This is a genomic window from Streptomyces viridosporus T7A, assembly GCF_008704515.1.
GTDB lineage: Bacteria > Actinomycetota > Actinomycetes > Streptomycetales > Streptomycetaceae > Streptomyces > Streptomyces viridosporus.
On sequence record NZ_CP023700.1, the window covers coordinates 4,847,671 to 4,872,435 of the forward strand.

The 24,765-nt window shown below is 72.1% G+C and carries 18 protein-coding genes; 16 read left to right on the forward strand and 2 right to left on the reverse strand.

The genetic code is table 11. The features are described from left to right. The first annotated feature begins 11 nt into the window (after window positions 1-11). The 14 genes from CP969_RS22560 (at window position 12) to recQ (ending at window position 17,903) form a co-directional block, all read left to right on the forward strand. Window positions 12-566 (forward strand): NuoB/complex I 20 kDa subunit family protein, encoded by a 555-nt coding sequence (locus CP969_RS22560; RefSeq protein ID WP_004984689.1) that lies wholly within the window; start codon window positions 12-14, stop codon window positions 564-566. Then, window positions 563-1,303: an NADH-quinone oxidoreductase subunit C gene (locus tag CP969_RS22565; protein WP_004984686.1), complete on the forward strand. Its 741-nt coding sequence runs from the start codon at window positions 563-565 to the stop codon at window positions 1,301-1,303. The genes CP969_RS22560 and CP969_RS22565 overlap by 4 nt, the downstream gene beginning before the upstream one ends. Further along, window positions 1,300-2,676, forward strand: a complete 1,377-nt coding sequence (locus tag CP969_RS22570) for an NADH-quinone oxidoreductase subunit D (protein WP_078495368.1) — start codon at window positions 1,300-1,302, stop codon at window positions 2,674-2,676. The genes CP969_RS22565 and CP969_RS22570 overlap by 4 nt, the downstream gene beginning before the upstream one ends. Continuing rightward, window positions 2,673-3,533: an NADH-quinone oxidoreductase subunit NuoE gene (nuoE, locus tag CP969_RS22575; protein ID WP_004984683.1), complete on the forward strand. Its 861-nt coding sequence runs from the start codon at window positions 2,673-2,675 to the stop codon at window positions 3,531-3,533. The genes CP969_RS22570 and nuoE overlap by 4 nt, the downstream gene beginning before the upstream one ends. Next, a complete protein-coding gene (gene nuoF, locus CP969_RS22580; RefSeq protein WP_171817476.1) occupies window positions 3,530-4,879 on the forward strand; it encodes an NADH-quinone oxidoreductase subunit NuoF in 1,350 nt (449 codons plus the stop codon). Before nuoE ends, nuoF begins: the two co-directional genes overlap by 4 nt. Then, the gene (locus CP969_RS22585; protein ID WP_016825072.1) at window positions 4,876-7,383 is read left to right on the forward strand and encodes an NADH-quinone oxidoreductase subunit G; all 2,508 of its coding nucleotides are present in this window, start codon (window positions 4,876-4,878) and stop codon (window positions 7,381-7,383) included. Before nuoF ends, CP969_RS22585 begins: the two co-directional genes overlap by 4 nt. Further along, entirely contained in the window at window positions 7,380-8,759 is a 1,380-nt protein-coding gene (nuoH, locus tag CP969_RS22590) for an NADH-quinone oxidoreductase subunit NuoH (protein WP_026084967.1), read from the forward strand. Before CP969_RS22585 ends, nuoH begins: the two co-directional genes overlap by 4 nt. Next, window positions 8,752-9,393, forward strand: a complete 642-nt coding sequence (gene nuoI / locus CP969_RS22595; protein WP_004984669.1) for an NADH-quinone oxidoreductase subunit NuoI — start codon at window positions 8,752-8,754, stop codon at window positions 9,391-9,393. The genes nuoH and nuoI overlap by 8 nt, the downstream gene beginning before the upstream one ends. After that, window positions 9,390-10,241, forward strand: a complete 852-nt coding sequence (locus CP969_RS22600; protein WP_004984668.1) for an NADH-quinone oxidoreductase subunit J — start codon at window positions 9,390-9,392, stop codon at window positions 10,239-10,241. The genes nuoI and CP969_RS22600 overlap by 4 nt, the downstream gene beginning before the upstream one ends. Further along, the gene (nuoK, locus tag CP969_RS22605; protein WP_003974374.1) at window positions 10,238-10,537 is read left to right on the forward strand and encodes an NADH-quinone oxidoreductase subunit NuoK; all 300 of its coding nucleotides are present in this window, start codon (window positions 10,238-10,240) and stop codon (window positions 10,535-10,537) included. Before CP969_RS22600 ends, nuoK begins: the two co-directional genes overlap by 4 nt. Before the next feature lie 15 nt (window positions 10,538-10,552). Beyond that, entirely contained in the window at window positions 10,553-12,526 is a 1,974-nt protein-coding gene (gene nuoL, locus CP969_RS22610) for an NADH-quinone oxidoreductase subunit L (protein ID WP_039830979.1), read from the forward strand. 5 nt (window positions 12,527-12,531) lie between these two features. Beyond that, window positions 12,532-14,103, forward strand: coding sequence for an NADH-quinone oxidoreductase subunit M (locus tag CP969_RS22615; protein ID WP_016825069.1), 1,572 nt, complete (start codon window positions 12,532-12,534; stop codon window positions 14,101-14,103). Further along, a complete protein-coding gene (nuoN, locus tag CP969_RS22620) occupies window positions 14,100-15,749 on the forward strand; it encodes an NADH-quinone oxidoreductase subunit NuoN (RefSeq protein ID WP_004984665.1) in 1,650 nt (549 codons plus the stop codon). The genes CP969_RS22615 and nuoN overlap by 4 nt, the downstream gene beginning before the upstream one ends. Window positions 15,750-15,950: 201 nt before the next feature. Next, window positions 15,951-17,903, forward strand: coding sequence for a DNA helicase RecQ (gene recQ / locus CP969_RS22625; RefSeq protein WP_039830977.1), 1,953 nt, complete (start codon window positions 15,951-15,953; stop codon window positions 17,901-17,903). A gap of 43 nt (window positions 17,904-17,946) precedes the next feature. Here the strand turns inward: recQ and CP969_RS22630 are convergent, their stop codons facing one another. Next, window positions 17,947-18,885: a M56 family metallopeptidase gene (locus CP969_RS22630; RefSeq protein WP_004984662.1), complete on the reverse strand. Its 939-nt coding sequence runs from the start codon at window positions 18,883-18,885 to the stop codon at window positions 17,947-17,949. 222 nt (window positions 18,886-19,107) lie between these two features. Further along, a complete protein-coding gene (gene fahA / locus CP969_RS22635) occupies window positions 19,108-20,322 on the reverse strand; it encodes a fumarylacetoacetase (protein ID WP_016825067.1) in 1,215 nt (404 codons plus the stop codon). A 303-nt stretch (window positions 20,323-20,625) separates the two neighbouring features. Here fahA and CP969_RS22640 point away from each other — a divergent pair, with 303 nt between their 5' ends. Beyond that, complete coding sequence (locus CP969_RS22640; protein WP_026084965.1) at window positions 20,626-21,882, forward strand: DegT/DnrJ/EryC1/StrS family aminotransferase; 1,257 nt, start codon at window positions 20,626-20,628, stop codon at window positions 21,880-21,882. After that, window positions 21,806-24,700, forward strand: coding sequence for a hypothetical protein (locus CP969_RS22645; RefSeq protein WP_016825065.1), 2,895 nt, complete (start codon window positions 21,806-21,808; stop codon window positions 24,698-24,700). The genes CP969_RS22640 and CP969_RS22645 overlap by 77 nt, the downstream gene beginning before the upstream one ends. The last annotated feature ends 65 nt before the right edge of the window (window positions 24,701-24,765 follow it).

Sequence of the window (24,765 nt, forward strand, 5' to 3'; positions counted from 1 at the left end):
GTCTTTAAGCCATGGGACTCGAGGAAAAGCTGCCGAGCGGCTTCCTGCTGACCACCGTCGAGCAGGCCGCGGGCTGGGTGCGCAAGTCGTCCGTCTTCCCCGCCACGTTCGGCCTCGCCTGCTGTGCCATCGAGATGATGACCACCGGCGCCGGCCGCTACGACCTGGCGCGCTTCGGCATGGAGGTCTTCCGGGGCTCACCGCGGCAGGCGGACCTGATGATCGTCGCCGGCCGGGTCAGCCAGAAGATGGCGCCGGTGCTGCGGCAGGTCTACGACCAGATGCCGAACCCCAAGTGGGTGATCTCCATGGGGGTCTGCGCCTCCTCGGGCGGCATGTTCAACAACTACGCGATCGTCCAGGGCGTGGACCACGTCGTGCCGGTCGACATCTACCTGCCCGGCTGCCCGCCCCGGCCCGAGATGCTGCTGGACGCCATTCTCAAGCTCCACCAGAAGATCCAGAACTCCAAGCTCGGCGTGAACGCCGAGGAGGCGGCCCGCGAGGCGGAGGAGGCGGCGCTCAAGGCCCTGCCCACGATCGAGATGAAGGGGCTGCTGCGATGAGCGACGCGAACGGCAACGGGGTCAACCCGGAGAAGGACCTCTCCGCCCAGAACCTCCCCGGCCAGCGCGGTCAGGGCGGTGAGGAGGTCCGCGTCCAGCGCGGCATGTTCGGCGCCGACAACGGCGGCGACACCTCCGGCTACGGCGGCCTGGTCCGCTCGGTCCGGCTCCCGGGACCGGCGAGCCGCCCCTACGGCGGCTGGTTCGACGAGGTCGCCGACGAGCTCGAGGGCGCGCTGGAGGAGCAGGGACTGCTCCCCGGCAACGCCATCGAGAAGACGGTCGTCGACCGCGGCGAACTCACCTTCCACATCGAACGCGAGCACCTGGTCCGGGTCGCCCGCACCCTGCGCGACGACCCGGCGCTGCGCTTCGAGCTGTGCACCGGCGTCAGCGGCGTGCACTACCCGAACGACAAGGGCCGCGAGCTGCACGCCGTCTACCACCTGCGCTCGATCACCCACAACCGGCTGATCCGCCTCGAGGTCAGCGCGCCCGACAGCGACCCGCACATCCCGTCGCTGTTCCCGGTCTATCCGACGAACGACTGGCACGAACGCGAGACGTACGACTTCTTCGGCATCGTCTTCGACGGTCACCCGGCCCTGACGCGGATCATGATGCCGGACGACTGGCAGGGCCACCCGCAGCGCAAGGACTACCCCCTCGGCGGCATCCCCGTCGAGTACAAGGGCGCCCAGATCCCGGCTCCGGACCAGCGGAGGTCGTACTCGTGAGCACTCCCCACCCGTCGCCCGGCCCCCACTCCTCGTCGAGTCCCTCCGGGACCGCCTCCTCGGTGGCACCTCCTCGCGAAACGACCGAGGGCACCGTCTACACCGTCACCGGCGGCGACTGGGACGAGGTCGTCCAGTCCGCGGCCCGGACCGACGACGAGCGCATCGTCGTCAACATGGGCCCGCAGCACCCGTCCACCCACGGCGTGCTCCGCCTGATCCTGGAGATCGACGGCGAGACCGTCACCGAGGCCCGCTGCGGCATCGGCTACCTCCACACCGGCATCGAGAAGAACCTCGAGTACCGGACGTGGACGCAGGGCACCACGTTCGTGACGCGCATGGACTACCTGACGTCCTTCTTCAACGAGACGGCGTACTGCCTCTCGGTCGAGAAGCTCCTCGGCATCGAGGACCAGGTACCCGACCGCGCCTCGATCATCCGTGTGCTCCTGATGGAGCTCAACCGCCTCTCCTCCCACCTGGTGTGCATCGCCACCGGCGGCATGGAGCTCGGCGCCACCACGATCATGATCTACGGCTTCCGCGACCGCGAGCTCATCCTCGACATCTACGAGCTCATCACCGGCCTGCGGATGAACCACGCGTACATCCGCCCCGGCGGACTCGCCCAGGACCTGCCGCCCGGCGCGGTGGACCAGATCCGCGCGTTCGTGAAGACGATGAAGAAGAACCTCCCGGAGTACGACAAGCTCGCCACCGGGAACCCCATCTTCAAGGCCCGCATGCAGGACGTCGGCTACCTGGACCTGGCCGGCTGCATGGCCCTCGGCGCCACCGGCCCGATCCTGCGCTCCACCGGTCTGCCGCACGACCTGCGCAAGGCCCAGCCGTACTGCGGGTACGAGACCTACGACTTCGAGATCCCGACCGCCGACACCTGCGACGCCTACGGCCGCTTCCTGATCCGGCTCGAGGAGATGCGCCAGTCGCTGCACATCGTCGAGCAGTGCCTGGACCGGCTCCAGCCCGGACCGGTCATGGTCGCCGACAAGAAGATCGCCTGGCCCGCCCAGCTCGCCCTGGGACCGGACGGACTGGGCAACTCCCTCGACCACATCAAGAAGATCATGGGCACCTCCATGGAGGCCCTGATCCACCACTTCAAGCTGGTCACCGAGGGCTTCCGCGTCCCGCCGGGACAGGCGTACACGGCGGTCGAGTCGCCCAAGGGCGAGCTCGGGGCGCACGTCGTCTCCGACGGCGGCACCCGCCCCTACCGGGTCCACTTCCGCGACCCGTCCTTCACCAACCTGCAGGCCATGGCGGCGATGTGCGAGGGCGGCCAGGTGGCCGACGTCATCGTCGCCGTGGCGTCCATCGACCCCGTGATGGGAGGCGTCGACCGGTGACCACCTCTTCTTCGGAGCGGGGCGTCAGCCTGGGCATGCCCGAACTGCCCGCACCCGCCTACCCGGACGACGTCCGGGCCCGGCTGGAGACCGACGCGCGCGAGGTCATCGCCCGCTACCCGGACTCCCGGTCCGCCCTCCTGCCGCTGCTGCACCTCGTGCAGTCGGAGGAGGGCCACGTCACGCGCACCGGGATGCAGTTCTGCGCGGACGTGCTCGGCCTGACCACGGCCGAGGTGACCGCGGTCGCCACCTTCTACACCATGTACCGGCGCAGGCCGAGCGGCGACTACCAGGTCGGGGTGTGCACCAACACCCTGTGCGCCGTCATGGGCGGTGACGCGATCTTCGAGGAGCTCCAGGAGCACCTGGGGGTCGGCAACGGCGAGACCACCGACGACGGCAAGGTCACCCTGGAGCACATCGAGTGCAACGCGGCCTGCGACTACGCGCCCGTGGTGATGGTGAACTGGGAGTTCTTCGACAACCAGACCCCCGAGAGCGCCAAGCGCATGGTCGACGACCTGCGCGCCGGCCGCCCGGTCGCGCCCACCCGCGGGGCGCCCCTGTGCACCTTCAAGGAGACCGCCCGCATCCTGGCCGGCTTCCCCGACGAGCGGGAGGGCGCCACCGAGGCCACGGGCAGCGCGGGACCCGCCTCCCTGGTCGGCCTGAAGCTGGCCAAGGGGGAGGCCGCACCCGCGCGCGTGGTGCACCCGCGCGGTGAACCGCCCCGGGACACCCCACCGCACGAGCCGTCGCCCACCGAGCACCTCAGCTCGCACGACGCGCCGCAGGACACATCGGCCTCCGACCCGTCCCACCCCGCTGGGCCCACCGCCGAGGAGGGGGAGTGATGACCTTGGCAGCCGAACTCAAGGACATGAGCCCGGAGAAGCTGCTCGCACCCGTGCTCTCGGCCTTCTGGGACGAGGACAGGTCCTGGACGCTGGACGTCTACCGCAGGCACGGGGGGTACGAGGGGCTGCGCAAGGCGCTCGCCATGTCGCCCGACGACGTCATCGCGTACGTCAAGGACTCCGGTCTGCGCGGACGCGGCGGCGCCGGCTTCCCGACGGGGATGAAGTGGCAGTTCATCCCCCAGGGGGACGGCAAGCCCCACTACCTCGTGGTCAACGCCGACGAGTCGGAGCCCGGGACCTGCAAGGACATCCCGCTCCTCTTCGCGAACCCGCACAGCCTCATCGAGGGCATCGTGATCGCCTGCTACGCGATCAGGTCGTCGCACGCCTTCATCTACCTGCGGGGCGAGGTCGTCCCCGTCCTGCGGCGGCTGCACGCGGCCGTGCGCGAGGCCTACGCGGCGGGCCTGCTCGGCGAGAACGTCCTGGGCAGCGGACTCGACCTCGAACTCACCGTGCACGCGGGCGCGGGCGCGTACATCTGCGGTGAGGAGACCGCGCTGCTCGACTCGCTCGAAGGTCGCCGCGGCCAGCCGCGGCTGCGTCCCCCCTTCCCCGCCGTCGCGGGCCTCTACGCGTGCCCGACCGTGGTGAACAACGTCGAGTCGATCGCGTCGGTCCCCTCGATCCTGCACCGGGGCAAGGAGTGGTTCCGCTCGATGGGCAGCGAGAAGTCCCCGGGCTTCACGCTCTACTCGCTCAGCGGCCACGTCGCCAACCCCGGCCAGTACGAGGCGCCGCTCGGCATCACGCTGCGCCAGCTGCTCGAGATGAGCGGCGGCATGCGGCCCGGACACCGCCTGAAGTTCTGGACCCCGGGCGGCTCCTCGACGCCGATGTTCACCGACGAGCACCTCGACGTCCCGCTCGACTACGAGGGAGTGGGCGCCGCGGGCTCCATGCTCGGCACCAAGGCCCTGCAGTGCTTCGACGAGACGACCTGCGTCGTCCGCGCCGTCACCCGCTGGACCGAGTTCTACGCCCACGAGTCCTGCGGCAAGTGCACGCCCTGCCGCGAGGGGACGTACTGGCTCGTCCAGCTGCTGCGCGACATCGAGGCCGGCAAGGGCCGGATGTCCGACCTCGACAAGCTGAACGACATCGCCGACAACATCAACGGCAAATCCTTCTGCGCCCTCGGCGACGGTGCCGCCTCGCCGATCTTCTCCTCGCTCAAGTACTTCCGCGAGGAGTACGAGCAGCACATCACGGGCCGCGGCTGCCCCTTCGACCCGGCCAAGTCGACGGCCTGGGCCGACCGTACGGAGGTGCACGCATGACTGTGACCACCAACGCTCCTTCCGGTGGAGGAGAGGCGGCGGTCCCGCCCGAGGACCTCGTCACGCTGACGATCGACGGCATCGAGATCAGCGTGCCCAAGGGCACCCTGGTCATCCGGGCCGCCGAGCAGCTCGGCATCGAGATCCCCCGGTTCTGCGACCACCCCCTCCTCGACCCGGCCGGCGCCTGCCGCCAGTGCATCGTCGAGGTGGAGGGCCAGCGCAAGCCGATGGCCTCCTGCACCATCACCTGCACCGACGGCATGGTGGTGAAGACCCACCTCACCTCGCCGGTCGCCGAGAAGGCCCAGAAGGGTGTGATGGAGCTCCTGCTCATCAACCACCCGCTGGACTGCCCGGTCTGCGACAAGGGCGGCGAGTGCCCGCTGCAGAACCAGGCGATGTCGCACGGCAACGCCGAGTCCCGCTTCGAGGGCACGAAGCGGACCTACGAGAAGCCCGTGCCGATCTCCACGCAGGTGCTGCTCGACCGCGAGCGGTGCGTGCTGTGCGCCCGCTGCACCCGGTTCTCCAACCAGATCGCCGGCGACCCGATGATCGAGCTGGTCGAGCGGGGCGCGCTGCAGCAGGTCGGCACCGGCGAGGGCGACCCCTTCGAGTCGTACTTCTCCGGCAACACCATCCAGATCTGCCCGGTCGGCGCGCTCACCTCGGCGGCCTACCGGTTCCGCTCCCGCCCCTTCGACCTGATCTCCTCGCCGTCGGTGTGCGAGCACTGCTCCGGCGGCTGCGCCACGCGCACCGACCACCGGCGCGGCAAGGTCATGCGGCGGCTCGCCGCCGAGGACCCCGAGGTCAACGAGGAGTGGATCTGCGACAAGGGGCGCTTCGCGTTCCGGTACGCGCAGCTGCGGGACCGGCTCCAGACCCCGCTCGTGCGCAACCCCGAGGGCGAACTGGAGCCGGCCTCCTGGCCCGACGCGCTGCAGATCGCCGCCCAGGGGCTGCTCGCCTCACGGGGCCGCACCGGTGTCCTCACCGGCGGCCGGCTCACCGTCGAGGACGCCTACGCCTACAGCAAGTTCGCGCGCGTGGCGCTCGACAGCAACGACATCGACTTCCGCGCGCGCGTGCACAGCAGCGAGGAGGCCGACTTCCTCGCCGCGCGGGTCGCGGGCCGCGGACACGACCTCGCGGGAGGCGCGCACGTCACGTACACGTCGCTGGAGAAGGCGCCCGCCGTCCTGCTGGTCGGGTTCGAGTCCGAGGAGGAGGCGCCCGGCGTCTTCCTGCGGCTGCGCAAGGCCTGGCGCAAGCACGGGCAGCGGACGTTCGCCCTGGCCACGCACGCCACGCGCGGACTGCGGAAGGCCGGCGGCACACTGCTGCCGGCGGCTCCCGGCACCGAGACCGAATGGCTGGACGCGCTCGCGAGCGGCGTCGGCCTGGAGGGCGACGGGGCCCGGGCCGCCGAGGCGCTGCGCGGCGACGGCGCGGTGATCGTCGTCGGCGAGCGGCTGGCGGGCGTGCGGGGCGGCCTGACCGCGGCGGCCCGGGTCGCCTCCGCGACCGGTGCCCGGCTGGTGTGGATCCCGCGCCGGGCCGGGGAGCGGGGCGCCGTCGAGGTGGGCGCGCTGCCGTCGCTGCTGCCGGGCGGGCGCCCGGCGACCGACCCGCGCGCGCGGGAGGAGGTCGCCGCCGTCTGGGGCGTCGCCGAACTGCCGCACCGCTACGGCCGCGACACCGGCCAGATCGTCGAGGCGGCGGTACGCGGTGAGCTCCAGGCGCTGCTGGTCGCGGGCGTGGAGGTCGCCGACCTGCCCGACCCGGCACGCGCGCGTGCGGCACTCGCCGAGGCCGGGTTCGTGGTCTCGCTGGAGCTGCGGCCCAGCGAGGTCACCGAGCTCGCCGACGTCGTCCTGCCCGTCGCCGCGGTCGCCGAGAAGGCCGGCACCTTCCTCAACTGGGAAGGCAGGGTCCGCATGTTCGAGGCGGCGCTCAAGCCCGACCAGATGACCCGGCGTCTCGCGCCCACCGACGCGCGCGTGCTGCAGATGCTGGCCGACGCCATGGACGTCCACCTGGGGCTGCCGGACCTGCGCACGATCCGCGCGGAGCTCGACCGGCTCGGCGCCTGGGACGGGCCGCGGGCCACCGAACCGCTGGAGACCGCGGGCGCCCTGCCCCGGCCGGCCGTCGGGGAGGCGGTGCTCGCCGGGCACCGGCTGCTGCTCGACCGGGGCGTCCTGCAGCAGGGCGACGAGGCGCTCGCCGGCACCCGGCACGCCGCCCACGCGCGCATGTCGGCCGCCACGGCCGCCGAGGTCGGCGTCAAGGACGGCGACCTGCTGGCGGTGACCGGCACCGCCGGAACGACCGAACTGCCCCTGGCGGTCACCGAGATGCCCGACCGCGTGGTGTGGCTCCCGCTGAACTCCGCCGGCGGCGGCGTCGCCTCCGACACCGGGGAACAGCCCGGCGCCCTCGTCCGCATCGGCCCGGCGACGCTCGTCGACGAGGCCCCCAAGGAGGTGGAGGGATGAGCCCGTACCTCGCTGCTGAAGACCTCTCGATGTTCGGCCGCGACCCCTGGTGGCTGGTCGTCATCAAGGCGGTGTTCTGCTTCGCCTTCCTCATGGTGACCGTGCTCGTCGCGATCGTGATGGAGCGCAAGGTCGTCGCCTGGATGCAGCGGCGCATCGGCCCCAACCGGCACGGCCCCTGGGGCATGCTCCAGTCGCTCGCCGACGGCGTGAAGCTGATGCTCAAGGAGGACGTCGTCGTCAAGCGCGCGGACAAGGTGGTCTACGTCCTCGCGCCGATCGTCGCGGCCGTCCCGGCCTTCATGGCGATCGCGGTGATCCCCTTCGGCCCGGCCGGCAACGAGATCTCGATCTTCGGCCAGCGCACCACGATGCAGCTCACCGACCTGCCGATCGCGCTCCTCTACATCCTGGCGGTCGCCTCGATCGGCATCTACGGCATCGTCCTGGCGGGCTGGAGCTCCGGGTCCACCTATCCGCTGCTGGGGGGCCTGCGCTCCTGCGCGCAGATGATCTCCTACGAGATCGCCATGGGCGCCGCGTTCGCCTCGGTCTTCCTCTACTCGGGGTCGATGTCGACGTCGGAGATCGTCGCGCAGCAGACCGACCGCTGGTACGTCCTGCTGCTGCCGGTCTCCTTCCTCCTCTACATCGTGACGATGGTCGGCGAGGTCAACCGCGCCCCCTTCGACATGCCGGAGTCCGAGGGCGACCTGGTCGGCGGCTTCAACACCGAGTACTCGTCGATCAAGTTCGCGATGTTCATGCTCGCCGAGTACATCAACATGGTCACCGTCTCGGCCGTCGCGGTGACCCTCTTCCTGGGCGGCTGGCGGGCCCCGTGGCCGGTCAGCACCTTCTGGGAGGGCGCGAACCACGGCTGGTGGCCGCTGCTCTGGTTCGTCCTCAAGGTCCAGCTGCTGCTGTTCATGTTCGTCTGGCTGCGCGGCACGCTCCCGCGGGTCCGCTACGACCAGCTGATGAAGCTCGGCTGGAAGGTCCTCATCCCGGTCTCGCTGGTGTGGCTGATGCTCGTCGCCACCGTGCGGGCCCTGCGGAACGAGGGCTACGACTTCGCCGACATCGCGCTCTACGTCGCCGCCGCCGTGCTCGCCCTGCTGTTGCTGTCCTTCGTCGCCGACCTGTTCCGCGACAAGGCGAAGCGGGCCGAGCAGCCCGCCGAGGCCCCGGCCGCCTTCGACCCGATGGCGGGCGGGTTCCCCGTACCGCCGCTGCCGGGGCAGGAGCTGCCGCCGGTGCCGCGCCGCCGGTCGCGCGGGGGAGAACAGGAACTCATTGTCAGTGGCGGACCCGATACTCGGAGTGACGGACCTCTGGGCGGATCCACGGATGGAAAGGAGACGTCCGATGGCTGAGGAGCCCAAGGAGACCAAGCCCGGTTTCCTGAACCCCGTGGCCGGCTTCGGCGTGACCTTCAAGGCCATGTTCAAGAAGCGGCTGACCGAGCAGTACCCGGAGCAGCCGAAGACCACCGCCCCGCGCTTCCACGGACGGCACCAGCTCAACCGCCATCCGGACGGCCTGGAGAAGTGCGTCGGCTGCGAACTGTGCGCCTGGGCCTGCCCCGCCGACGCCATCTACGTCGAGGGCGCGGACAACACCGACGAGGAGCGCTACTCGCCCGGCGAGCGCTACGGCCGCGTCTACCAGATCAACTACGCCCGCTGCATCCTGTGCGGACTGTGCATCGAGGCGTGCCCCACGCGCGCGCTCACGATGACCAACGAGTTCGAGCTGGCCGACTCCAGCCGCGCGAACCTCATCTACACCAAGGAACAGCTCCTCGCCGGGCTGGAGGAGGGCATGGTCGACAGCCCGCACGCCATGTACCCCGGCACCGACGAGCAGGACTACTACCGGGGCCTGGTGACCGAGGCCGCGCCCGGCACGGAGCGGCAGGCCGTCCGCTCCGAGGGCGAGGTCGTGCAGGAGGCCGACTCGACCTTCGGCGCGGAGGAACCGGCGTCCGGGAAGGTGATCGGGCGATGACCGAGCAGCTCGCCGCCTACTCCACCTCCACCGGAGAGGCCGTCCAGTTCTGGGTCCTCGGCACGATCGCGGTGATCGGCGCCCTGTGCACCGTCTTCATGCGGCGGGCCGTGCACAGCGCGCTCTGCCTCGCCGGGACCATGATCGTCCTCGCGGTGTTCTACCTGGCCAACGGCGCCTACTTCCTGGGGATCGTGCAGATCGTCGTCTACACCGGCGCGATCATGATGCTGTTCCTGTTCGTGGTGATGCTGGTCGGCGTCACCGCGGCGGACTCCCTGAAGGAGACCATCAAGGGCCAGCGCTGGCTGGCCCTGCTGTGCGGGCTCGGCTTCGGCACCCTGCTGATCACGGGCATCGGCCACGCCTCGCTCGGCGAGTTCAACGGCATCGGCCAGGCGAACGCGAACGGCAACGTGGAGGGCATCGCGTCCCTCATCTTCACCCGGTACGTCTTCGCCTTCGAGATCACCGGCATCCTGCTCATCACGGCCGCCGTCGGCGCCATGGTGCTCACCCACCGCGAGCGCACCGAGCGCGCCCGGACCCAGCGCGAGCTGGCCGAGCAGCGCGTCCGCGAGGGGAAGTACCTGCCGCCGCTGCCGGCGCCCGGTGTGTACGCGCGGCACAACGCCGTCGACATCGCGGGCCTGCTGCCCGACGGCACCCCGTCCGAACTCACCGTCAGCAAGACGCTGCGGGAGCGCGGCCAGATCCGTGACGTGTCGCAGGAGGCGCTCAACGACCTGCGGGCGCTGGAGCAGCGCGCCGAGGAGCGGCTGGAGCGCACGGCGGTCGAGCCGACGTTCAAGTCGGCGTACGAGCGGTCCGAGGAGGCGTCGAAGTGAATCCGGTCAACTACCTCTACCTCGCCGCCCTGTTGTTCACCATCGGCGCCACCGGCGTGCTGATCAGGCGCAACGCGATCGTCGTCTTCATGTGCATCGAGCTCATGCTCAACGCCTGCAACCTCGCGTTCGTCGCCTTCTCCCGGATGCACGGCAACCTCGACGGCCAGATCATCGCCTTCTTCACGATGGTCGTCGCCGCCGCGGAGGTCGTGGTGGGGCTGGCGATCATCGTCTCCCTGTTCCGTTCCCGCCACTCGGCCTCGGTCGACGACGCCAGCCTGATGAAGCTGTGAGGGGTCGCTAGAACCGTGACTAACGCAGAGAACCTGATTGCGCTGCTGGTGGCGGCGCCCCTGCTCGGAGCGGTGGTCCTGTTGTGCGGCGGACGCCGGCTGGACGCCGTCGGCCACTGGATCGGCACGGCCCTCGCCGCCGTCTCCTTCGCGCTCGGCCTGGTGCTCTTCACCGACCTGCTGGGCAGGGGCGCCGAGGACCGCATCCTCACGCAGCACCTGTTCAGCTGGATCCCGGTGGAGGGGTTCCAGGCCGACGTCGCCTTCCGGCTCGACCAGCTGTCGATGACGTTCGTCCTGCTGATCACCGGCGTCGGCTCGCTGATCCACCTGTACTCCGTCGGGTACATGGAGCACGACGAGCGGCGCCGCCGCTTCTTCGGCTACCTCAACCTGTTCCTCGCGGCGATGCTGCTGCTCGTCCTCGCCGACAACTACCTGCTGCTGTACTTCGGCTGGGAGGGCGTCGGTCTCGCCTCCTACCTGCTGATCGGCTTCTGGCAGCACAAGCCCAGCGCCGCGACGGCCGCGAAGAAGGCCTTCCTGGTCAACCGGGTCGGCGACATGGGCCTGTCGATCGCGATCATGCTGATGTTCCTGTGGTTCGGCACCTTCGCCTTCGGGCCGGTGCTCGGCACCCAGGGAGAGGCGGGCCTCGCCGGCGCCGCCGGTGAGGACAAGCTCACCGCGATCGCCCTGCTGCTGCTCCTCGCCGCCTGCGGCAAGTCCGCCCAGGTGCCGCTGCAGTCCTGGCTCGGGGACGCGATGGAGGGCCCGACCCCCGTCTCGGCCCTGATCCACGCGGCCACCATGGTGACGGCGGGCGTGTACCTCATCGTCCGCTCCGGGGCCGTCTTCAACGGCGCGCCCGACGCCCAGCTCGTGGTCACCATCGTCGGCGCGGTCACGCTGCTGTTCGGTGCGATCGTCGGTTGCGCGAAGGACGACATCAAGAAGGCGCTGGCCGGCTCGACCATGTCGCAGATCGGCTACATGGTGCTGGCCGCGGGCCTGGGCCCCATCGGCTACGTCTTCGCGATCATGCACCTGGTGACGCACGGCTTCTTCAAGGCCGGGCTGTTCCTCGGCGCCGGTTCGGTGATGCACGGCATGAACGACGAGGTCGACATGCGGCGCTACGGCGGACTGCGCAAGTACATGCCGATCACGTTCGTCACCTTCGGCCTCGGCTACCTCGCCATCATCGGATTCCCGGGCCTGTCCGGCTTCTTCTCCAAGGACAAGATCATCGAGTCGGCGTTCGCCAAGGGCGGCACCGAGGGCTGGATCCTCGGCGCCTGCGCCCTGCTGGGCGCGGCCCTCACCGCGTACTACATGACGCGCGTGATGCTGATGACGTTCTTCGGCGAGGAGCGGTGGCGCAACGCCCCGACGCCGTCCCCGGCCGCGCCCGACGTGGAGCCCGCCGCCGAGACGCGCGGCGCGCACACCCCGCCGCACCCGCACGAGTCGCCGAAGATCATGACGGTCCCGATGATCGTGCTGGCCGTCGGTTCGGTGTTCGGCGGCGCGTTCTTCAGCATCGGCGACCGCTTCGTGCACTGGCTGGAGCCGATCACCGGGTACGACCACGGGAACCCGCCGATCAGCGCCCTGGCGGTGACGCTCTCCACGGTCGCGGTGATGGTCGTCGGCGTGGCGGTCGCCTGGGCCCAGTACGGGCGCCGCCCGGTTCCGGCCGTCGCCCCGCGCGGGTCGCTGCTCACCCGGGCCGCCCGGCGCGACCTGCTCCAGGACGACTTCAACCACGTGGTCCTGGTGCGCGGCGGCGAGCACCTCACGCGCTCGCTGGTCTACGTCGACCACACCCTGGTCGACGGGGTCGTCAACGGCACGGCGGCCTCGTTCGGCGGCCTGTCCGGGCGGATGCGCAAGCTGCAGAACGGCTTCGCGCGGTCCTACGCGGTCTCGATGTTCGGCGGCGCGGCGGTCCTGGTCGCCGCGACCCTGCTGATGAGGGCGGTCTGATACCGATGTCCTTTCCTCTGCTGACAGCCACGGCGGCGCTCCCGGCCATCGGGGCGATCGCCACGGCCGCCGTACCGGCCGCCCGGCGCACGGCCGCCAAGTGGCTGGCCCTGCTCTTCTCGCTCGCCACGCTGGTGCTCGCGATCGTCGTCCTGGTGCGGTTCGACCCGGGCGGCGACCGCTACCAGCTCACCGAGTCCCACGCCTGGATCGCGGACTTCGGGGTGCGCTACGAACTGGGCGTGGACGGCATCGCGGTGGCGCTGATCGCGCTGACCGCCCTGCTGATCCCGTTCATCGTCCTCGCGGGCTGGCACGACGCCGACCCCGTGGAGACGGGCAGCAGGCGGTGGCGGCCGACGCAGGGCTTCTTCGCCCTGATCCTGGCCGTCGAGGCGATGGTGATCCTCTCCTTCGAGGCCACCGACGTCTTCCTCTTCTACATCTTCTTCGAAGCCATGCTGATCCCGATGTACTTCCTCATCGGGGGCTTCGGGGACCGGGCCCACGAGCACGGCGAGAAGGTGGCGGCCACCCAGCGGTCGTACGCGGCCGTGAAGTTCCTGCTCTACAACCTGGCCGGCGGTCTGGTGATGCTGGCCGCGGTGATCGGACTGTACGTGGTCGCCGGCAACTTCTCGCTCACCGAGATCGCCGAGGCGCGGGCCAACGGCTCGCTGGAGATGGCGACCGGCACCGAGCGCTGGCTGTTCCTCGGCTTCTTCTTCGCCTTCGCGGTGAAGGCGCCGCTGTGGCCGCTGCACACCTGGCTGCCCAACGCGATGCAGGAGTCCACCGCCCCGGTCGCCGTGCTCATCACGGCGGTCGTCGACAAGGTGGGCACCTTCGCGATGCTGCGCTTCTGCCTCCAGCTGTTCCCGGAGGCGAGCAAGTGGGCGACCCCCGTCGTCCTCGTCCTGGCGGTCATCAGCATCATCTACGGCGCGCTGCTCGCGGTCGGCCAGCGCGACATCAAGCGGCTGATCGCGTACGCGTCGATCTCGCACTTCGGCTTCATCGTCATGGGCATCTTCGCGATGACCAGCCAGGGCCAGTCCGGCGCGACGCTCTACATGGTCAACCACGGGATCTCGACCGCCGTGCTGATGCTGATCGCCGGCTTCCTGATCTCGCGGCGCGGCTCGCGGCTCATCGCCGACTACGGCGGGGTGCAGAAGGTGGCCCCGGTGCTCGCCGGCACCTTCCTGATCGGCGGCCTGGCGACCCTCTCCCTGCCGGGGCTCGCGCCCTTCGTCAGTGAGTTCCTGGTCCTGGTCGGCACGTTCACGCGCTACCCGGTGATCGGCATCATCGCCACCTTCGGCATCGTCCTCGCCGCGCTCTACGTCCTCGTCCTCTACCAGCGGACGATGACGGGCCCGGTGAAGCCCGAGGTCGCCGCGATGCCCGATCTGCGGGTGCGGGAGATCGCGGTGGTGGCACCGCTGGTCGTGCTGCTGGTCTTCCTGGGCGTCTACCCGAAGCCCGTCACGGACGTCGTGAACCCGGCGGTGAAGCAGACCATGTCCGACGTACAGAAGAAGGACCCCCAGCCCGAGGTGGAGGCGGCCAAGTGAGTGCAACAGCCGTCCACAACCTGTGGACAACGGCGGCCGACCCGATCTCGAAGATCGACGCGCCGAAGATCGAGTACGGGCAGCTCGCCCCCGTCCTGATCGTCGTCGGCGCGGCGATCGTCGGCATGCTGATCGAGGCGTTCGTCCCGCGCAGGTCCCGCTACTACGCGCAGATGTTCGTCTCCGTGGTCGCCCTCGCCGCCGCCTTCGCCGCGATCGTGGCGCTCGCGGTCGGTGATCACGGCACCACCAAGGCGGGCATCGCGGCGATGGGAGCCATCGCCGTCGACGGACCGGCCCTGTTCCTGCAGGGCACGATCCTGCTGACGGCCCTGGTCGGCCTCTTCACCTTCGCCGAGCGCCGGCTCGACCCGGCGGCGCACGGCAACCGGGTCGACTCCTTCGCCGCGCAGGCCGCCGCCGTACCGGGCAGCGACAGCGAGAAGAAGGCGGTCAAGGCCGGGTTCACCACCACCGAGGTGTTCCCGCTGCTGCTCTTCGCGGTCGCCGGCATGCTGGTCTTCCCGGCGGCCAACGACCTGCTGACGCTCTTCGTGGCGCTCGAGGTCTTCTCGCTCCCGCTGTACCTGCTGTGCGCGCTGGCCCGCCGCAAGCGGCTGATGTCGCAGGAGGCGGCGGTCAAGTACTTCCTGCTCGGCGCGTTCGCCTCCGCGTTCATGCTGTTCGGCATCGCGCTGCTGTACGGCTACGCGGGCTCGATGTCGTACGCGACGATCGCCCAGGTCGTCGACGGCACGGTCCAGGACGTCAACCCGGCGCTCGCCGACACCATGGGCAACGACGCGCTGCTGCTGGTGGGTGCCGCGCTGCTGGTGATGGGCCTGCTGTTCAAGGTCGGCGCCGTGCCCTTCCACATGTGGACGCCGGACGTGTACCAGGGCGCGCCCACGCCGGTGACCGGTTTCATGGCGGCGGCGACCAAGGTGGCGGCCTTCGGCGCGCTGCTGCGGGTGCTGTACGTCCTGCTGCCGGGCCTGCGCTGGGACTGGCGGCCGGTGATGTGGGCGGTCGCGATCGTCACCATGGTGGGCGGCGCGATCGTCGCGATCACGCAGACCGACGTCAAGCGGCTGCTGGCGTACTCGTCGATCGCGCACGCGGGCTTCATCCTCGCCGGTGTCATCGCCGCCACGCCGAGCGGTGTGTCGTCCGTCCTGTTCTACCTGGCGGCGTACTCGTTCGTGACGATCGGCGCGTTCGCGGTGGTCACCCTGGTGCGGGACGCCGGCGGTGAGGCGACGCACCTGTCCAAGTGGGCGGGGCTGGGCCGCCGGTCCCCGCTGGTGGCGGCGGTGTTCGCGGTGTTCCTGCTGGCCTTCGCGGGCATTCCGCTGACCTCCGGCTTCGCCGGGAAGTTCGCCGTGTTCAAGGCGGCGGCGGAGGGCGGAGCGGTCCCGCTGGTCGTGGTCGGCGTGATCTCGTCGGCCATCGCGGCGTTCTTCTACATCCGCGTCATCGTCCTGATGTTCTTCAGCGAGCCGCGCCCCGAGGGCCCGACCGTCGCGGTGCCGTCACCGCTGACGATGACGGCGATCGGGGTGGGCGTGGTGGTCACGGTGGTGCTCGGTGTGGCACCGCAGTACTTCCTGGAGCTGGCGGGCGACGCGGGGGTGTTCGTGCGCTGACTCCGCGCCCGCCGACGGACCGCGGCGGCCCGGCGCTCCTGGGGGGTGCCGGGCCGCCGTCGTCCGCGTGCGGGGCCCTTCCGCGCCGGTGGCGGGCCGCGCCTGTGGACAACTCCTGGGGCTGTCGGTGCGGCCCCCTATCGTGGGGGCAGTGGTCGAGGGACGGCTCACGGGTGCACGGTGACGGGCGGTAGTGGCGGGATGACAGTGATGCGGGGAGAGGCGCTGGCCGCGCTGCACCGGGTGTTCGGGTACGAGGCCTTCCGCGGTGAGCAGGAAGCGGTCATCGAGCACGTGATCGCGGGCGGCGACGCGGTCGTGCTCATGCCGACCGGGGGCGGCAAGTCGCTGTGCTACCAGATCCCGGCCCTGGTCAGACCGGGGACGGGCGTGGTCGTCTCCCCGCTCATCGCGCTGATGCAGGACCAGGTGGACGCGCTGCGGGCGCTGGGCGTGCGGGCCGGGTTCGTGAACTCCACGCAGGACTTCGACGAGCGGCGGGTCGTCGAGGCGGAGTTCCTCGCCGGCGAGCTGGACCTGCTGTACCTCGCGCCGGAGCGGCTGCGGCTGGAGGGCACCCTGGACCTGCTCTCGCGCGGCAAGATCTCCGTCTTCGCGATCGACGAGGCGCACTGCGTCTCCCAGTGGGGGCACGACTTCCGGCCCGACTACCTCGCGCTGTCGCTGCTCGGCGAGCGCTGGCCGGAGGTGCCCCGGATCGCGCTCACGGCGACGGCCACGCACGCCACGCACCGGGAGATCACCGAGCGGCTGCACATGCCGCAGGCCCGCCACTTCGTGGCGAGCTTCGACCGCCCCAACATCCAGTACCGGATCGTGCCGAAGGCGGACCCGAAGAAGCAGTTGCTGGCCTTCCTGCGCGAGGAGCACGCCGGGGACGCGGGCATCGTGTACTGCCTGTCGCGCAACTCCGTGGAGAAGACCGCCGAGTTCCTCACCCGCAACGGCATCGAGGCGGTGCCGTACCACGCGGGCCTCGACGCGGGGACGCGTGCCGCGCACCAGGCGCGGTTCCTGCGGGAGGACGGCCTGGTCGTGGTGGCGACCATCGCGTTCGGGATGGGGATCGACAAGCCGGACGTCCGGTTCGTCGCCCACCTGGACCTGCCCAAGTCGGTCGAGGGCTACTACCAGGAGACGGGCCGCGCCGGCCGCGACGGGCTGCCGTCCACGGCGTGGATGGCCTACGGGCTGGGCGACGTCATCCAGCAGCGCAAGCTGATCCAGTCCGGCGAGGGCGACGAGTCCTTCCGGCGGCGGGCCCACCAGCACCTGGACGCGATGCTCGCCCTGTGCGAGACCGTCCGGTGCCGGCGCGGTCAGCTCCTCGCCTACTTCGGCCAGGACCCCGACCCGGCGGGCTGCGGCAACTGCGACACCTGCCTCACCCCGCCGGAGACCTGGGACGGGACCGTCGCGGCGCAGAAGGTGCTGTCCACGGTGGTGCGGCTGCAGCGGGAACGCGGGCAGAAGTTCGGCGCGGTGCAGATCGTGGACATCCTGCTGGGGCGGCGCACGGCCAAGGTCATCCAGTTCGACCACGACCAGCTCTCCGTGTTCGGGATCGGCGAGGAGCTGACCGAGGTCGAATGGCGCGGTGTCGTCCGGCAGTTGCTCGCCCAGGGGCTGCTCGCGGTCGAGGGCGAGTACGGCACGCTGGTGCTCACCGAGGCCAGCGGGGCGGTGCTGCGGCGGGAGCGGGAGGTGCCCCTGCGCAAGGAGCCGAAGAAGCCGGTGACCTCCCGGTCGGGCGGGTCGGGGGCGTCGGGTTCGGGGCGGGGCGAGCGCAAGGCCGCCGTCGCCGAGCTGCCCGAAGCCCTGCTGCCGGCCTTCGAGGCCCTGCGCGCCTGGCGTGCCGAGCAGGCCCGCGAACAGGGCGTCCCGGCGTACGTCATCTTCCACGACGCCACGCTCAGGGAGATCGTCACGGTCTGGCCCACCTCGGTGGCCGAACTCGGCGGGATCAGCGGAGTGGGGGAGAAGAAGCTGGCCACGTACGGGGAGGGCGTGGTGGCGGTGCTGGGGTCGCTGGGCGGCCCGTCCGGCGCGGCGGGGGGAGACGGAGCCGAGCCGGATCCGGGCCCCGAGGAGGAGCCCGGGTTCGAGCCCGAACCCGAACCGGACTGGGCGTAGGCGTTCCGTCCCCGGGCCTCGCGGCAAGATCCGAACGTCACCCCTAGGGCAGGGCCGTCAGCCCCGGTGCGAAGGTGATCAGCAGGGGGAGCAGCGGCACCAGCGCCGCCACGGTCGTCGTCAGGGCGCGGTGGCGGCGGTCGAGGCGGGGCGGGGGTGCCAGGAGCCGGTCGACGCGCTCGCCGAGCAGGCGGCGGCCGGAACCGCAGGACAGGACCCCGCGGTGCTGGTTGAGCTCGATCAGCGCCAGGGCCGTGGTCAGGTGGCCGCAGCGGCGGGAGGCCGTGTCGTCGGCGGCCAGTTCGACCAGGCGGTGGGTCTGGTCGCAGAAGTGGGCGAACAGCGGAACGCGGGGGAAACCGGTGGCCAGGGCCGTGGAGAGGTGCAGCAGCCAGTCGTGACGGGCGCGGGCGTGGCCCCGCTCGTGGGTGAGGACGGCGTCGAGCTGGTGGTCGGTGAGGCGGTGCAGGGCGCCGGTGGTGACGATCAGTTGGGGCGGGCTGCCCGGCATCCACCAGGCGTCCGGGTACTCGTCCTCCAGGACCAGCAGGGGGCCACGGGCCGAGGGGAGGCCGGCGGGCAGATCGGGGGCGCGCTCGCGCAGATGGGCCCGGGCCCGGGCGCGTCGCCGGCGGGCCTCGACCAGCTCGCGCCCGAGCATGGCCGTCGTCCAGGCGGCCCCGCAGGCCAGCAGCGCGGTGAGGACGGCGGCCCAGGGCGGCGCGGCGGACAGGTCGTAGGCCGCGGTCACCGCGGGCGGGGCCGGGGCGAAGAGCTGGGCGCGGACGGTGCCGAAGACGGCCGCGGCGCCCAGGGCGAGGGCCGTCACACAGCACAGCAGGACGGTGGCGACCAGGCACTGCCACACCCACAGGGCGACCACCGGTTCCCGTTCCGGCCACTTCGCCCGGGTCAGCGCCCGGGGGACGGGCACGGCGGCCGTCACGGCGACGACGCTCAGCAGGAGCAGGCAGACGGTCATGCCACGGACTCCGGGTCCTGTCGGAAGAGGGCGGCTTCGGGTCGTGCGGGGTCGTGCGGGGGGGGCGTACATGAGAGGGGACGGCGGAGCGCGCGTGCGTACCCGCGCACCGCCCGACGCCCAGTATGACGGCGAGGGGCGGTGCGAGTCAGCGGCCGGCCGGGATCCGGGTGCCGACCGGGGCCGGGGTACCGGCCGGGCCGTGGCCCCCGCGGGGGTCGGTCAGGCCGTGGGGACCACCCGTCCCGTGACCTCGCCGAGGCCCACACGGGCGCCGTCCGGGCCCGGTGCCCAGGCCGACAGGGTCACGGTGTCGCCGTCCTCCAGGAACGTCCGCTTGCCGTCGGGGAGTTCGAGGGGGTCGCGGCCGTTCCAGGTCAGTTCGAGGAGCGAGCCGCGCTCCCGCTCGGTGGGACCGCTCACCGTGCCGGAGCCGTACAGGTCGCCGGTGCGCAGGGAGGCGCCGTTGACGGTCATGTGGGCGAGTTGCTGGGCGGCCGTCCAGTACATGGTGGAGAAGGGGGGCTCGGAGACGACGTGGCCGTTGACGGCCACGGAGATCCGCAGGTCGTAGCCGCCGGGCTCCTCGTCCGCGTCGTCCAGGTACGGCAGCAGCGCGTGGGTGCGCTCCGGCGGCGCGGTGCGGGCCTGCTCCAGGGCGTCCAGCGGGGTGATCCAGGCCGACACCGAGGTGGCGAAGGACTTCCCGAGGAACGGGCCGAGCGGGACGTACTCCCAGGCCTGGATGTCGCGTGCGGACCAGTCGTTGAGCAGGCAGAGGCCGAAGACGTGGTCGCGGAAGTCGCCGAGCGGCACCGGCCGGCCGTGCTCGGACGGCACGCCGACCACGAAGCCGACCTCGGCCTCGATGTCCAGCCGGACGGACGGGCCGAAGACCGGGGCGGGGTCCGCGGGCGCCTTGCGCTGGCCCGAGGGACGCACGACGTCGGTGCCGGACACCACGACCGTGCCGGAGCGGCCGTGGTAACCGATCGGCAGGTGCTTCCAGTTGGGGGTCAGGGAGTCGGCGGCGTCGGGGCGGAAGATCCGGCCGACGTTCCGGGCGTGGTTCTCGGAGGCGTAGAAGTCGACGTAGTCCGCGACCTCGAAGGGGAGGTGCAGGGTCACCTCGGACAGCGGGTGGAACAGGGGCTCGACGGCCTCCCGGTGCGCCGGGACGGTCACCCACGCGGTGAGCGCCCGCCGTACGTCCGACCAGGCCGTACGGCCCGCCGCCAGCAGCGGGTTCAGGGTCGGGCGGGCGAGCAGGGAGGCGTAGGGGGAGCCGAGGGCGTGGGCCGCCGCACCGGCGTCGAGGACGTGGTCGCCGAGCCGGACGCCCACGGTCCGCTCCGACGAGCCGGGGGGCGAGAACACGCCGTACGGCAGGTTGTGCGGGCCGAAGGGGTCGCCCTCGGGGACATCGAAGGGGGGCATCGAGTGCTGCCTCTCTTTCGTGTGCGCAGGTGCTCGCAGGTATTCCACGTGTTCGTGGCCGTGCCACACGTTACGGGTGAGACGGCGGTCTTGGGCAGAGCCCGCACGGTGGTGCGGGGGCCGAAGGGGCAGGTGGGGCCGGTACGCGCGCTCCGAAGGGCTCGGACACCGGTTCCCCTTGCGTACCGGAAGTCATCCACGAAACGGGACGCAATCTTGACGGAGCGGTGCGAACGGGGCGACTCTGGGCGGGTGCCGGAAGGCCTCGGGGAGGGGGTTTTCCGACGGCACATAGGGGGGCGGATGGCCATTGGGGAGGCCGGCCCGGGTTCGGCGCGCTCCGGCTCGCAGTCGAAACGGCTGGAAGAGACCATGCGCGGCCGGCTCGGTCGGGAATGCGTGTACGTGCCGTCGTGCAGGCTGGGGCTGTACGTGGCGCTGCGCCACTGGTGCCCGCCGGGCGGCCGGGTGCTGATGTCGCCGGTCAACGACGACGTCATCTTCTTCGTCGTGCTGGCGGCCGGACTGCGGCCGGTGCAGGCGCCGTTGAACCCGTTCGACGCGTCCATCGACACCGATGCCGTGCCGGAGGAGGTCTGGGGTTCGCTCTCCGCCGTGCTCACCACCAACCTGTACGGCAACCCCGACCCGGCGCCGGAACTGCGGGCGCGCTGCGACGCGTTGGGCATCCCGCTGTTCGAGGACGGGGCGCACGCCATCGGCAGCGAGGTCGGCGGACGGCCGGTCGGGGCGTGGGGGGACGCATCCGTTTTCAGCCTTTCCAAGCATGTCGGGGCCCAGGCGGGAGGCATGCTCTCCCTCGCCGACCCGAGCCTGCGCGAGGTGCTGCGCGAGGCCGGTGACGAACTGCTCGCCCCGCCCCGGACGTCGTCCGAACTCGCCTACTGGGCGAGGCCGTACGCGGAGGCCGCCGTGCGGGGCCTCGGACTGCGGCGGGCCGCCTGGGCCGTGCTCCGGTTGCTGGGCCTGACGGAGCGCGACGGGATCAGGATGCCCCTGCGCCCGGACGCGCTGGCCCGCGCCGCGGGCTCGGCCCCGGACCTGGACGCGCACGATCCGTGGGTGCGCGTCGACATGCACGACTACCGCCTGCGGTCCGGCCCGCTGCGCCTGCGGCGCGTCCGCCGCGGGCTCGAGCGGCTGGACGAGGTGCTGGCGGCCTCCAGGGCGGGCACGGAGCTGCTGCTGTCGACGCGGTGGGCCCGGCCGCGCGAGGGGAGCGCGGTGCAGCCGCTGTTCCGGGTGCCGCTGCTGGTGGCGGACCGGGACGCGGCGGCGGCGGCGCTGGCACGGCGCGGCATCGTCGTCGGCTACCTCTACGATCCGCCGCTGGACGACTACGCGGGCGCGGAGTTCACTGACCCGTCGCCCGCGCCCGGGGCGGCCCGCTGGTTCGCGCGGCACGCGCTGCCCGTGGACCCGCTGCGGGCACGGGAGGCCGTCGAGGTGCTGGAACGGTCCGGTGTGCGGCCCGCGGAGCCGCCGCGGGCACCGGCGCGGCGGGGAGCGGCGAGAGGGCTGGGGCCGTCCCGTGGCTGACACCCGGGTGCAGGAGCCCGCCGCGGTGCGCGGCTCCGGGGGCGGGCCCGAGCCCGCCGGGAGCGGGTCCGCCTCCGACTCCCTGTTCAAGAACGCCTACTTCCTGATGCTCAGCACCGGCGTGTCCGCCGTTCTGGGACTGGGCTTCTGGCTCGTGGCGGCGCGCTACTACTCCGAGGACGCCGTCGGCCAGGGGTCCGCCGCGATCGCCGCCATGCGCCTGCTCGCCAGCATCACCGCGACCACGATGATCGGCGCCGTGGTCCGCTTCGTCCCGCGGGCCGGCCGCGAGACCGGACGTCTGGTGTGGGGCGTGTACGGGGCGAGTTCGCTGGTCGTCGCCCTGGCGGCCGGCGTCTTCCTGCTCACGCTCGACCAGTGGGGCGCGTCCTACGCGCCCCTCGGCACCCCGGTGGCAGGGGCGCTGTTCGTCGCCGCGTGCGTGGCCTGGGCGCTGCTCACGCTGCAGGACGGGGTGCTGACGGGGCTGCGCAAGGCCGCGTGGGTGCCGGCCGGGAACGCCGTGTTCTCCGTCGGGAAACTGGTCCTGCTGGTCGTCTTCGCGAGCGCGCTGCCCGTGCTCGGCATCTTCGTGTCCTGGGCCGTGGCCATCGCGTTCTCCACCCTGCCGCTCGGCTGGCTCGTCTTCCGCCGGCTCATCCCGCGCCAGGCCGCCGCCGACCGGGACGTGGAACCGCCGCGGCTGCGGGTCATGGGCCGCTTCCTGGCCGGGGACTCGCTCGGCGCGCTGTTCAGCCTGGCGATGATCAACCTGCTGCCGGTGATGGTCGCGGTCCGCTTCAGCGCCGCGGAGAACGGCTACTTCTACGTGGCGTACACCGTCGGCGGCACGATGGAGTTCATGGCCATCAACATGGCCTCCTCGCTCACCGCCCACGCCTCGCACGACCCGCGTCAGCTCGCGGACGGGGTGCGCGGGGCGCTGCGCCGGATGACGCTGCTGCTGGTGCCGGTGGTGCTGGTGCTGGTGGCCTTCGCACCGCAGATCCTCACCCCGTTCAGCCCGGACTACGCCGAGCACGGTTCGACCGTGCTCAGGCTGCTCGCGCTCGGGGCGCTGCCCCGGGTGGTCGTGGAGCTGTACATCGGGGTGCTGCGGGTGCAGGGGCGCACCGGCGTGCTCGCCGCGCTCCAGGGGGCCATGTGCGTCCTGGTCCTGGGCAGCGCGGCCGCGTTGTTCACCCCGGCGGGGATCGCGGGCGCCGGGTGGGCGGTGCTGATCGGCATGACGCTGATCGCGGCCGTCTCGGTGTTCGGGCTGCGCTCGGCGCTGCGCGGCCACGGCGCCCCGCCCGCCGCCCGGACCCCCGCCCCGGCCTACGGCACCCGCTGGGCGCGGCTGAACGCCACCGCCGGGTACGGCACGACCTGGGCGCGCCGGGCGGCGTACGAGGACGGGGACGCCGACGGGTCCGGTGAGGACACGGTCACGTTGTTCATCGGCAGCCCCGGGTACGAACGGGAGGCTTTCCAGGCGGACACGCTGGCGCTCATCGTGCGGCCGCACCCTCCGGAGCCGCCGCGCCCCACGGAGGCCGGGACCGGCGCGCCGGGGGCGGCCCGGCGGGCGGGAGGGAGCGGCGGGGACGGCGCCGGCGAGGCGGTCGAGGACGGTGCGGGACGCGGGGAGGCGGCCGGGCGGGACGCACCCGAGCGGGACGAACGGCCGCTGCGGGACCGGGCGGAGGAGACGCACCGGGAGCACCGGGCGTACCGGGAGCACCGGGGATCACGGGAGCGGGAGTCGGCCGCGCAGGACGGGCCGCGGGACCGGGAGGAACCGTGCGACCGGGAGGAGCTGCGGGCCCGGGACGAGCCGCGGGACCGGGGCGAGGCGGACCGGCCCGCGGGTGCGGTCGGCCCTCGCGCGCCCCGGGACGCGACACCGCGCCCCGGCCGGCCCGCCTGGTCCGCCGACGCGCCGCCGGACGGGCTCTCGGGGGAGGGCCGCTCGTGGGAAGGCCGCTCGTGGGAGGGGCGGGAGCCGGGGGAGGCGAGCAGCACGCCCTGGGCGCGCCGGGCGCACGCCCCCGCGGACGGGCAGCCGGACTCCCGCACGGACTCCCGCACGGCACCGCGGACCGGCGAGCCGGACCCCGCCCCCGCAGCGTCGTCCGACGACGTGGTGGAGCGGCGTCTGCGAGGCGGCCTCTGGGCCCTGCTCGGTCTTACCGGCCTCGTCTTCTGGGCGTCGGTCCGCGCACTGCCCCGGCCCGGCGCAGCCCGCGGCGACGAGCTCACCGGCCGTCAACTGCTGGAGGGGCTGCCGCTCACGGCGCTCGCGGCGGGGGGCACGCTCCTCCTCGTCTTCGTCGCCGCGGTGACGCTGTGCACCCGGCCCGACCCCTGGCTGCCCGGTGCCGCGCTGGGATCCGTCCTGGCCGCCCTGCACGCCGCGCCGGCCGTCCTCGGCCGGGAACCGAGGGCGGCCGGCGGGGCGTGGTACGCGGAGACGGCCGGTCTCCTCGCGGACGCGGTCGGCCTCGACGGGCCCGGTCCGCTGCTGCGCTGGGGGCCGCCGGTCTGCCAGGTGCTGTGCCTCGTCCCCCTGTGGCTGCTGCTCGCGCACGCGGGTGGACGGCTGTCGTGGCCGGGGCGCTGGGGGGTCCTGTACCTCGTCGCGGTGGGCGGCTGGGTGGGGCGGGACGCGCTCGCGTCGGTCGCCCCCCTGCTGCTCGTCGCCCTCGCCGCAGCCGTCCCGCTCGTGCCGCTCGTCCTGCTTCCACCGCTCCGCCGTGCCGCGTCGGCGGTGGCGTCGTACCGCCGTGGACGGCCGGACGGCCGCACCAAGGACTGATCAAGCTTCGGAGCCGAATCGCCAGGGGGAACCACCGTGCGTCCGCCAACCACTCCACGGGAGAG

What these genes read in the sequence shown, in the direction of transcription:
- CP969_RS22560 (WP_004984689.1), top strand. Translation starts at nt 12, where the DNA reads ATGGGACTCGAGGAAAAGCTGCCGAGCGGCTTCCTGCTGACCACCGTC.
- CP969_RS22565 (WP_004984686.1), top strand. Translation starts at nt 563, where the DNA reads ATGAGCGACGCGAACGGCAACGGGGTCAACCCGGAGAAGGACCTCTCC.
- CP969_RS22585 (WP_016825072.1), top strand. Translation starts at nt 4,876, where the DNA reads ATGACTGTGACCACCAACGCTCCTTCCGGTGGAGGAGAGGCGGCGGTC.
- nuoH (WP_026084967.1), top strand. Translation starts at nt 7,380, where the DNA reads ATGAGCCCGTACCTCGCTGCTGAAGACCTCTCGATGTTCGGCCGCGAC.
- nuoI (WP_004984669.1), top strand. Translation starts at nt 8,752, where the DNA reads ATGGCTGAGGAGCCCAAGGAGACCAAGCCCGGTTTCCTGAACCCCGTG.
- CP969_RS22600 (WP_004984668.1), top strand. Translation starts at nt 9,390, where the DNA reads ATGACCGAGCAGCTCGCCGCCTACTCCACCTCCACCGGAGAGGCCGTC.
- CP969_RS22615 (WP_016825069.1), top strand. Translation starts at nt 12,532, where the DNA reads ATGTCCTTTCCTCTGCTGACAGCCACGGCGGCGCTCCCGGCCATCGGG.
- recQ (WP_039830977.1), top strand. Translation starts at nt 15,951, where the DNA reads ATGACAGTGATGCGGGGAGAGGCGCTGGCCGCGCTGCACCGGGTGTTC.
- CP969_RS22630 (WP_004984662.1), bottom strand. Translation starts at nt 18,885, where the DNA reads ATGACCGTCTGCCTGCTCCTGCTGAGCGTCGTCGCCGTGACGGCCGCC.
- fahA (WP_016825067.1), bottom strand. Translation starts at nt 20,322, where the DNA reads ATGCCCCCCTTCGATGTCCCCGAGGGCGACCCCTTCGGCCCGCACAAC.
- CP969_RS22640 (WP_026084965.1), top strand. Translation starts at nt 20,626, where the DNA reads ATGGCCATTGGGGAGGCCGGCCCGGGTTCGGCGCGCTCCGGCTCGCAG.